This is a genomic window from Pseudarthrobacter xylosi, assembly GCF_055412765.1.
In genome coordinates, this window is the sequence record NZ_JBVAYT010000002.1 from 761717 (window position 1) to 770638 (window position 8922).

At 66.1% G+C, this 8922-nt stretch carries 8 protein-coding genes; 5 read left to right on the forward strand and 3 right to left on the reverse strand.

Annotation, left to right across the window (positions count from 1 at the left end; all coding sequences use genetic code 11):
- Nucleotides 1–64 precede the first annotated feature (64 nt).
- Both ACZY1F_RS07545 and ACZY1F_RS07550 read left to right on the forward strand, forming a co-directional pair.
- Entirely contained in the window at nucleotides 65–616 is a 552-nt protein-coding gene (locus ACZY1F_RS07545) for a pyridoxine/pyridoxamine 5'-phosphate oxidase (RefSeq protein ID WP_463941116.1), read from the forward strand.
- Entirely contained in the window at nucleotides 613–1380 is a 768-nt protein-coding gene (locus ACZY1F_RS07550) for a maleylpyruvate isomerase family mycothiol-dependent enzyme (protein ID WP_463941117.1), read from the forward strand. Before ACZY1F_RS07545 ends, ACZY1F_RS07550 begins: the two co-directional genes overlap by 4 nt.
- 3 nt (nucleotides 1381–1383) lie before the next feature.
- Here the strand turns inward: ACZY1F_RS07550 and ACZY1F_RS07555 are convergent, their stop codons facing one another.
- Nucleotides 1384–1878 carry a methylated-DNA--[protein]-cysteine S-methyltransferase gene (locus ACZY1F_RS07555; protein ID WP_463941118.1) on the reverse strand — a complete coding sequence of 165 codons (495 nt, stop codon included), beginning with the start codon at nucleotides 1876–1878 and terminating at the stop codon, nucleotides 1384–1386.
- Nucleotides 1875–3398, reverse strand: coding sequence for a DNA-3-methyladenine glycosylase 2 family protein (locus ACZY1F_RS07560; protein WP_463941119.1), 1524 nt, complete (start codon nucleotides 3396–3398; stop codon nucleotides 1875–1877). The genes ACZY1F_RS07555 and ACZY1F_RS07560 overlap by 4 nt, the downstream gene beginning before the upstream one ends.
- Nucleotides 3399–3477: 79 nt before the next feature.
- On the opposite strand from ACZY1F_RS07560, the gene ACZY1F_RS07565 reads away from it, so the two are divergent.
- Entirely contained in the window at nucleotides 3478–4128 is a 651-nt protein-coding gene (locus tag ACZY1F_RS07565) for a DNA-3-methyladenine glycosylase (protein ID WP_463941120.1), read from the forward strand.
- Here the strand turns inward: ACZY1F_RS07565 and ACZY1F_RS07570 are convergent.
- Nucleotides 4098–4733, reverse strand: a complete 636-nt coding sequence (locus ACZY1F_RS07570) for a GNAT family N-acetyltransferase (RefSeq protein WP_463941121.1) — start codon at nucleotides 4731–4733, stop codon at nucleotides 4098–4100. The genes ACZY1F_RS07565 and ACZY1F_RS07570 overlap by 31 nt on opposite strands.
- Before the next feature lie 154 nt (nucleotides 4734–4887).
- Between ACZY1F_RS07570 and ACZY1F_RS07575 the strand changes: the two genes are divergently transcribed.
- Nucleotides 4888–7116 carry a HelD family protein gene (locus ACZY1F_RS07575; protein WP_463941122.1) on the forward strand — a complete coding sequence of 743 codons (2229 nt, stop codon included), beginning with the start codon at nucleotides 4888–4890 and terminating at the stop codon, nucleotides 7114–7116.
- A 79-nt stretch (nucleotides 7117–7195) separates the two neighbouring features.
- Nucleotides 7196–8509 carry a tyrosine--tRNA ligase gene (tyrS, locus tag ACZY1F_RS07580; RefSeq protein ID WP_463941123.1) on the forward strand — a complete coding sequence of 438 codons (1314 nt, stop codon included), beginning with the start codon at nucleotides 7196–7198 and terminating at the stop codon, nucleotides 8507–8509.
- Nucleotides 8510–8922 lie beyond the last annotated feature (413 nt).

An 8922-nucleotide genomic window follows, 5' to 3' on the forward strand; every position in this document is an offset into this window, starting at 1 on the left:
GTGAGAGAGCGTTGGCGATATCCATGCAATAACTGAGAGAGCGTTGTGCGTTTAGGCTGGGCACATGAGCGATGCCTTCCGCAGCCAACTCCGGGCACTGCCCGACTTTCCCGCCGACCTGCCCGACTTCGACCCGGCCAAAGCCCCGGCAGACCCGGTGGCCCTGTTCAAACTGTGGCTGGACGAGGCCCTCGCTGCCGGCGTGCTGCAGCCGCATGCCTGCAGCCTGGCCACTGCGGACGGAAACGGCCAGCCCTCTGCGAGGATGCTGATCCTGAAGAACATCGACGACGACGGCTGGCACTTCGCCACGTCCCGCACGTCCCGGAAAGGCAGGGAGCTGTCCGCCAACCCGAGCGCGGCCCTGAACTTCTACTGGCCGCAGCAGGGCCGGCAGGTCCGGGTCGCCGGCCCGGTGGTTGAGCTGTCCGCCGAAGCGTCGGCGGGCGACTGGCAGGGGCGCCCGGCAGCCGATGGCAGCGACAATCCGGACTGGCAGCTCTACGCGGTCAGGCCGACGGAACTGGAGTTCTGGCAGGCCCGCCACGACCGCCGGCACATTCGGCACCGCTACGGACCGGACGGCATCTTGGCTCCGCTAGGATGGGCGCCATGACAGCTCCCGCACCTGCTGACCTGCTCGCCGAACTGCATAAGGCCGCCCACACCGTGGCCTCCACCGCCGCTAAATTCACCGATGGGGATGTCAAGGCGCCGTCAGGACTCCCCGGCTGGACCCGTGGGCACGTCCTGGCGCACCTTGCCGGCATCTCCAACGCCATGGCCCGGCAGCTGGAATATGCTGCCCGCGGTGCCACCGTTGAGCTGTATGACGGAGGCCAGAACGGGCGCACGAAGGCCATCGAGATGGCTGCAGGCCACACCGCGGATGTCCACCGGGCCGATGTACAGGCAGGCCTGGACAGGGCGCTGCAGGCCTTTGACTCGCTGGAAGCCGACTCCGGCTGGCAGGCACCCATTGCCTACCGGGGCGGAGTGGTCTTCGACGGCGGCCTGGCGCTCTGGCGGGAACTGGTGATCCACACTGCCGATCTGGACACTGGCCTCGGCCCCGAGACGTGGAGCCGGAAATTCTGTGAGCACCTCTTCGACTTCCTGGCGGCCCGCGTGCCGGCGGGGGAGAAACTGGTGCTGCAGCCGCTTGGGTTGCCGCCCGTGACCCTTGGCGGCGGCCGCTCCACCGTCATCAGCGGCATGATCACCGACATCGCCGCCTGGCTGGCCGGCCGTGAACCGTCGCTCGGCAGCCTGCGTGCCACAGCCGCCGCTGACGGCGTGGACCTCCCGGAACTGCTGCCTTGGCCATCCGGGACACCCGCAGCCGGAGCCACACCGTCCGGGACACCCGCGGCGCGTTAGCCCCTAGCCGGCTTCGCGGGCCAGCAGGCTCTCCTTGATGGCCAGGCCCCAGCGGAAACCACCCAGGGAACCGTCGGTGCGGATGACGCGGTGGCACGGCACAAACAAGGCTGCCGCGTTGAAGGCACAGGCGCTGGCCGCGGCCCGGACCGCTTTCGGATTTCCGGAAAGTTCGGCGTACTCGGTGTACGTCACCGGCGAGCCGGGGCGGACGGTCCTCAGCACATCCCAGGCGTGCGACCGGAACGGCCCCGACTTCTGCCGCACCGGAACGGTCATGGCGGGTACGGGGTCGCCGGCATAGAACAATTCCACGGCCCGGGAGATGCTGCCCAGATCCGTCACCGCTTCGACGTCGCCCGGGCGCAGCTCGGGGTGGATCTGGCCCGTCAGCTCGCCCGGCTCGGCGGTCCAGCCCGACGCGAGGACCACGCCGTCCTGGGCAAGGATGGTGAACGGACCGTCCGGCGTGGACATCATTAACAGCTGGGCTTTCATAGCATCGCTTTCTCTGGAACGGCTTGTGCACGTTGGGTGGATTTGGGCGCCGCGGCGGCGCGCCAGAGGTGCATGGTGGCGTAGGACCGCCACGGGCTGACCTCGCGGAAGTCCGGGCTGGCGGCCACACCGGGCAACTCAGTACCGCGGCCGTCCTGGCTGGGGGCTGGGGCGAGCGCCCGGATGCCGTTGCGCACCGCGGCGTCGTTGGCCAGGAACACGTCCGGGGCGCCGAGCACACGCATTGCCACGTAGCCGACCGTCCACGGGCCCACACCGGCAAGGGGAAGCAGCTTGGCGCCGAGCCCGGGCAGATCGTCCCCGTAGCCAAACTCCAGGTGGCCGCCAGCGAGGGCCGAAGCAGCTGAACGGATGGCGTCAATCCGGCGTTGCGGCCCGCGCAGCAGCGAGTAGCCGGCCTCGGCTATTTCGGTCGACGTGGGAAACATCCGGTCAAGTCCCTCGACGGAGACCGGGCTGGGACTGCCTGCGGCGGCCAGCTGCGTCAGTGCGGTCCGGGCCGCGGCCACCGTGATTTGCTGCCCGATCATCGCCCGGATGAGCAGCTCCTGCGGGTCCACGGCCCCGGGCATCCTGATTCCTGGCGCACTGGCAACCGAGGCGGCCAGGCGGTGCTCCTGCGACAGGGCACTGTCGATGGCCACCGGATCGGCGTCAAGATCAAAGAGCCGGCGTACCCTGCTCAGCAGGGCGGGCAGGTCCCGGAGGTCCACCGCACCGATGGTGAGGGTCAGCGGCCGTCCCGGCGCGCCGCCGTCGTACGTCACGCTGAAGCGGGCACCACCATGCGGAAGCTGCAGGGTACGCGCGTACGACGTCGGTGTCCCCGCCTCGATCCCGGGGATCGCCCTGACAGCCAGGAAGGAAAAGATGCCGGGATCGAACGGTTCGCGGTACGGCAGGCTCAATGTCAGGGACGTCGCGGCGGCGGGGGCGTGGGGGTGCCTGGTGGTCGCGCGCAGGGCAGTGGGAGTCATGGCGAACACCTCCACCATGGTGTCGTTGAACTGGCGGACGCTGCTGAAGCCGGACGCGAACGCGATGTCCGCCAGCTTCATCGTCGTGGACACCAGCAGCGTGCGGGCGGTCTGGGCGCGGCTGGCCCGGGCCAGGGAGAGCGGGCCGGCGCCGAGCTCGTGGCTGAGGATCCGGTTGAGCTGGCGGGAGGAATATCCCAGCCTGGCGGCGAGGCCCTCCACCCCGTCCCGGTTGATCACGCCGTCGTTGATCAGGCGCATCGCCCGGCCCGCGAGGTCCTGCCGGATGTTCCACGCAGGAGTGCCGGGCACCGCCTCGGGGAGGCAACGCTTGCACGCCCGGTAGCCGGCGTCGTGGGCTGCCGCTGAGGTTTCGTAGAAGGTGACGTTGGCCGCTTTAGGGGTCCGGGCGGGGCAGGACGGACGGCAGTAGATGCCGGTGGTCCGGACAGCGGTGTAGAACTGCCCGTCGAACCGGGTGTCCCGCGCGTCAATCGCGCGGTAGCGCTGCCAGAAGTCCATGTCCTCCATCCTGCCAGCCGGCCGCCGGGACTGCTAGCGGAAATCGGACACGGCCGTGGGCGTTGGGTAGAGTCAGACCATGACCGTCAGCAGTAGCCCCACGGCTCCGGAACAGCTCCGCGAACTGCTATTGGGCGACGCCCGGGGGATCGCTCCGCAGCTGCTGGGATCCGTCCTGACGCACCACAGCCACGAGGGAACGGTGGCGGTGCGGATCACCGAGGTGGAGGCGTACATGGGTCCAGGCGACTCGTTGCATCCCGATCCCGGCTCCCACACGTTCCGCGGCCCCACGGCACGCAACGCGCCCATGTTCGGCCCGGCCGGCCACCTCTACGTCTATTTCACGTATGGCATGCACTACTGCGCCAACATCGTCTGCGGCCCGGCGGGCGCCGCGTCAGCCGTCCTGCTGCGGGCGGGCGAGGTGGTGGAGGGGCAGCACCTCGCGCTGGTGCGGCGTCCGACGTCGAAATCGGCCAACGACCTGGCGAGCGGCCCGGCCCGGCTGGCCACCACGCTTGCCCTCACCACTGCCGACAGCGGCCGGGACGCGCTGGCTGACCCCTTCGAGCTGCGGCTGCCGTCGGCACCGGTTCCCGCGTTCAGTTCCGGACCAAGGGTAGGCGTCTCCGGCGACGGCGGCTCCGCAGAGTATCCGTGGCGCTTCTGGCTGCCCGGCGATCCCACCGTGTCCCGTTACAAGGCGGCGAAGGTACGCCGGGAATAGTCTGTCCTGTCGGTGAGGTCTCCGGCCAGTGCGAACGGCGCCAGCCGACGCTGGAGTTGCTGCTGCACCGCGGGCCATTCCTGCACCAGGATCGAGAACACCGCGGAATCCGCGCGTGTGCCATCAGGTGCCATGCGGTGGCTGCGCAGTACACCCTCGAACGTTGCCCCCAGCCGTTCGATGGCTGCTGCACTGCGCGCATTGCGTGCATCGCAGCGGAACGCAACCCGCTGCGCCTGTAGGACTTCGAACGCAAAGGCCAGCAGGGCGTACTTGCTGGCGGGGTTAGCATGCGTGCCCCAGAATTGCCGCCCAAAGAAGGTGCCGCCCACCTCCACGCGCTGCTGGGCGGGCTCGAATGCATTCAGGGCGGTGGTGCCCAGGAGGGCTCCCGTCCGCTGGTCCGTCACGGCAAAGGCGAGGCTGGCCGGGTCCTCAATCCTGGCCGCGAACAGTCCTGCAAGCTCGTGCGCTGTGGCCGGCAGAGGCGCCGCCATCCCTGCCCACATCGCAGCGTCCACGAAGTCAAACAGCCCTTCGGCATGATGCGGAGCCAACGGGAGGAGAGACAGCCCGTACCCGGTCAGGACGCTTTCGTGGTGCATTGCAGCATTGAATCACTCACGGGGCGGCGCTGCTACGGATGTGGGCGGCCGGAAGATGAACAGTGGGTGACTTCCGGGGCCGGGGATCGGCGGGCGCGTTAACCGAAATGGTTGTAGAATGGACGGTCTGTCTTTTGCGATAGGGGAACGTTTAATGCTCGACGCCGATTTGGCCCACGAACGGAACTATGTTGCCGGCCTGTACGCGCGGCTGGAAGAGCTCCGCACGGAAAAGCGCCTGCAGTTGGCACAGGTCCGCCGGGCCGGTGCCGTGGGCACCATGCAGAATGTCTCCGAACGCGACGCCTTTGCCGCGCTGTACGAGGACCGCCTCGCCCAGCTCGACGCCGTCGATGACCGTTTGGTCTTCGGCCGCCTCGACCTGGATTCCGGTGAGGCCCAGTACATTGGCCGCATCGGCCTGACCACCGATGACCTTCAGCGGCTCATGGTGGACTGGCGCGCGCCCGAAGCCGGCCACTTTTACCAGGCAACGGCGTTTGACCGGCAGGGCGTCCGCCGCCGGCGGCACCTGATTCTGCAAGGCCGGGAAGTCAAAGCCATCGAGGATGACGTCCTTGATGCGGACATGCTCGCGGACGATGCATCGCTGCAGGGCGAAGGCGCACTGCTGGCGGCTCTGGACTCCAAGCGCACCGGCCGGATGTCCGACATCGTCGGCACCATACAGTCCGAGCAGGACCGCATCATCCGGTCCTCCATTTCCGGTGCCCTGGTGGTACAGGGTGGTCCCGGTACCGGCAAGACTGCTGTGGCGCTGCACCGGGCCGCATACCTCCTTTACACGCACAGGGAACGGCTGAAGACTGCCGGTGTGCTGTTGGTGGGCCCGTCGTCGTCGTTTATGAAGTACATCGAACGTGTCCTTCCCTCGCTGGGTGAGACCGGCGTGGTCATGGCCAGCGTGGGTCGCCTGATGCCGGGGATCAAGGCTGTTGCTGAACCCGAGGCAGACGTCGCGGCCCTCAAGGGGCGGCTGGACATGGTGAAGGTTGTGGCCAATGCCGTGGCGAACCGGCAGCGGATCCCTGCCGAAGACCGCGTCCTCGACGTCGACGGCCGCAAGCTGGTGCTGACGCGCCGGCAGGTAAGCCGTGCGCGCGAACGGGCACGGTCCACCGGCAAGCCCCACAACGAGGCACGCCTGACGTTCATCAAAATTCTGCTCCGCGAACTGACTGAGCAGATGACGGACCTCGTGGAGGCCGGGAGCATCGGCAACAATGCCGACCGCTCCTACCTGGCCGAAGATGTCCGCACGGCCCGCGACGTCCGGACCATCCTGAACCTGTGCTGGATGCCGATGACTCCGGAGAAGCTGATCACGGAGCTTCTGAGCAAGCCCGCAGTTCTGGCCGCCTGCACGCCACAGCTGTCCCTTAAGGAGCAGTCGCTGCTGCTGCGCCCCGCTGATGCTCCCTGGACCGAGGCCGATGTCCCGCTGCTGGACGAAGCCGCCGAGCTCCTTGGCGATCTGGATCCGGCTGCCGGCCGCGGGCTTGCACAGCAGGAGCATGACCGCGCCCGCGATCTTGCCAACGCCAAGCAGACGCTGGTGAATATGGGGGACATGGGGGTCGACGTACTCATCACCGCCGAGGAACTCGCGGACCAGAACCAGGAGCGCGAGAACCGCCAGACGGCCGCAGAGCGCGCCACCAGCGATCGCACCTGGGCCTTCGGCCACATCGTGGTGGATGAGGCGCAGGAGCTTTCGCCGATGCAATGGCGCCTGCTGGTCCGCCGTTGCCCGTTGAAATCCTTCACCATCGTGGGCGATATCGCGCAGACCAGTTCTGTTGCCGGCGCAAACTCCTGGCAGGGAGCGTTGGCGCCCATGTTCGGTGACCGCTGGCAGCTGGAGGAGCTGACAGTCAACTACCGGACCCCCTCCCAGATCGCCGAAGCCGCCGCCCGCATGGCCAACGCCGCCGGACTCGTCGTTTCCGCACCGAAGGCCGTCCGCGAGGGGCGTTGGGCTCCGGTGATAGACAAGGTTGGCCCCGGCCAGGTGGTGAGCCGCCTAGTGGACGTACTCCCTGAGGAACTGGCAGCGCTCGACGGCGGCCTGCTTGCCGTGATTGCCGACGGCGACCTTCTGCCGGCAGCAACGTCAGCCCTTCGTGCCGTTTACGGCCGGCGCATCGGCAACGGGGCAGGCAGCTATGAACAGGACATCGTGGTCATCAGCCCGCGCGAGGCCAAGGGCCTGGAGTTCGACGGCGTTGTGGTCCTCGAGCCCTCCGTTATGCTCAACCACGAGCACGGCCGCGTGGGCGATTTGTACGTTGCTATGACCCGGCCCACCCAGCGGCTCCGGCTGATCGCCGCCGAAGGTATTCCGGCCGGGATCGAAGGCTGACCCGGTCCTCTTTACCCGTTGACGCCTGGCGCTGTTCATTTCGGCGCCGGGCGTCGCCGATCCTGCTAACTTAGAAGTCGTGTCAGAACTCAACGATCTCGAATCCCAGCAGAACGACCCCACCTTCGCCAATGTGTGGCAGGAGCTGAAGTGGCGCGGCCTGGTCCACGTCTCCACCGATGAAGAGGAACTGGAAAAGCTCCTTGCCGGTGATCCGATCACCTATTACTGCGGATTCGACCCCACTGCGCCGAGCCTGCACCTGGGAAACCTGGTCCAACTCCTCGTGATGCGCCGGCTGCAGCTCGCCGGGCATAAGCCGTTGGGCCTGGTGGGCGGATCCACAGGACTAATCGGCGATCCACGGCCCACCGCCGAGCGCACGCTGAACACCAAGGACACCGTCAACGAATGGGTGGGCTACCTGCAGGCCCAGGTCCGCCGCTTCCTCAGCTTCGATGGCCCCAGCGCGGCCCGAATGGTTAACAACCTCGACTGGACCGCGCCGTTGAGCGCCATCGACTTCTTGCGCGAGATCGGCAAGCACTACCGGGTCGGCACCATGCTTCGCAAGGATGCTGTCGCTTCCCGCCTCGGTTCCGACGAAGGCATCAGCTACACCGAATTCAGCTACCAGATCCTGCAAGGCATGGACTACCTCCAACTGTTCCGCGACTACAGCTGCATGCTGCAGACCGGCGGCTCGGACCAGTGGGGCAACCTCACCAGCGGCACCGAACTCATCCGCAAGGTTGAGGGTAAGAGTGTGCACGCCCTGGGCACACCGCTGATCACGAATTCGGACGGCACCAAGTTCGGCAAGAGCGAAGGCAACGCCATCTGGCTCGACGCCGGCATGTGCAGCCCGTACGCCTTCTACCAGTTTTGGCTGAACACCGCCGACTCTGATGTGGTGGACCGGCTCAAAGTCTTCACCTTCCTCAGCCGCGCGCAGATCGAAACGCTTGCAGCCGCCGTGGCCGAGCGTCCCTTCGCGCGGGAAGGCCAGCGGAAGCTGGCGTTCGAAGTGACTTCCCTGGTCCATGGTGTGGAGGCCACAGAGAAAGTCATCGCGGCATCTGCTGCCCTCTTTGGCAACGGTGACCTGACCGTCCTGGACAGGCCAACACTGGAAGCAGCCACATTCGAGCTTCCGTCCGCCCGTATCCAGGTGGATGGCCTCGGGATCATTGACCTGCTGGTGGCGTCTGGCCTGTCGGAGAGCAAGTCCGCAGCCCGGCGAACTGTCGGCGAAGGCGGCGCCTATGTAAACAACGAGAAGGTGTCCGACCCGGAAGCTGTCATCCCCGAGTCGGAGCTGCTGCATGGCCAATACCTGCTCCTGCGCCGCGGCAAGAAGAATCTGGCGACTGTAGAAGTGCTCGTTCCTTAGCCTTCCCAGACCCCAATTCACGCTCCTCCGCAGCCGATTTGCACGGCCGCGGGGGAGCGTGTATTGTTTTCTGAGTCGCCGCCGCTGAGTGGCGACAAACCCCCTTCACAAGAGAAGCGATTCATCGTGTGCCAAGCACGAAAATGATGAAAAGCTTCACTTTCTGATGGGCGGATTCGTTCCACAGAGTGAATATCGGGAAAATAACCCGGATTTGCAAAGTGAATAAGAATGAAATAAGCTATAAACATCGCAGCGAAGAAATAGCGAAACAAAAGAATTCATTGAATATGAATTGTTTCGAGAGATATTCGAATGTGTCTGTTGTTTGAGAACTCAATAGTGTGCCAAGTTTGTTGATACCAATTGTTTTATTGATTGGTTGTTTTGGCCAGGCTTGTCCACCCCGTGGA

Bases quoted from the DNA above. Each gene is read 5' to 3' on its own strand.
- ACZY1F_RS07545 (WP_463941116.1), top strand. From the start codon at position 65: ATGAGCGATGCCTTCCGCAGCCAACTCCGGGCACTGCCCGACTTTCCC.
- ACZY1F_RS07550 (WP_463941117.1), top strand. From the start codon at position 613: ATGACAGCTCCCGCACCTGCTGACCTGCTCGCCGAACTGCATAAGGCC.
- ACZY1F_RS07555 (WP_463941118.1), bottom strand. From the start codon at position 1,878: ATGAAAGCCCAGCTGTTAATGATGTCCACGCCGGACGGTCCGTTCACC.
- ACZY1F_RS07560 (WP_463941119.1), bottom strand. From the start codon at position 3,398: ATGGACTTCTGGCAGCGCTACCGCGCGATTGACGCGCGGGACACCCGG.
- ACZY1F_RS07565 (WP_463941120.1), top strand. From the start codon at position 3,478: ATGACCGTCAGCAGTAGCCCCACGGCTCCGGAACAGCTCCGCGAACTG.
- ACZY1F_RS07570 (WP_463941121.1), bottom strand. From the start codon at position 4,733: ATGCACCACGAAAGCGTCCTGACCGGGTACGGGCTGTCTCTCCTCCCG.
- ACZY1F_RS07575 (WP_463941122.1), top strand. From the start codon at position 4,888: ATGCTCGACGCCGATTTGGCCCACGAACGGAACTATGTTGCCGGCCTG.